The organism is Pseudomonas sp. SIMBA_068 (genome assembly GCF_046534705.1).
Classification (GTDB): domain Bacteria; phylum Pseudomonadota; class Gammaproteobacteria; order Pseudomonadales; family Pseudomonadaceae; genus Aquipseudomonas; species Aquipseudomonas putida.
This window is the reverse complement of sequence record NZ_JAWRYI010001227.1, coordinates 1-249: the sequence shown is the minus strand read 5'-3', so window position 1 is coordinate 249 and position 249 is coordinate 1. Positions and strand designations below refer to the sequence as shown.

Annotated in this window: 1 protein-coding gene; it reads left to right on the top strand. The window is 38.2% G+C overall.

Translation table 11 applies throughout. The features are described from left to right. The coding region (locus tag SB756_RS33455; protein ID WP_410913683.1) for a rod-binding protein at positions 1 to 249 on the top strand (249 nt) is incomplete at both ends.

Genomic DNA, 249 nt, shown 5'->3' with positions numbered 1-249 from the left:
GTGGTGATGCATCAACCGATGCATCTAAAGCCGCTCTTAAAAAAGCAGCTGCGCAATTTGAAGCTATTTTTACCCAAATGCTACTTAAAAGTATGCGTAAAGCTAACGAAGCTTTTGAAGATAAAGAAAGCCCACTTAACTCAAGTAGCGTTAAGTTTTTTGAAGACATGCATGATCAACAATTATCTACTGAGCTTTCATCAAATGGGTCTTTAGGCCTTGCTGATTTAATTGTTCAGCAGTTATCGC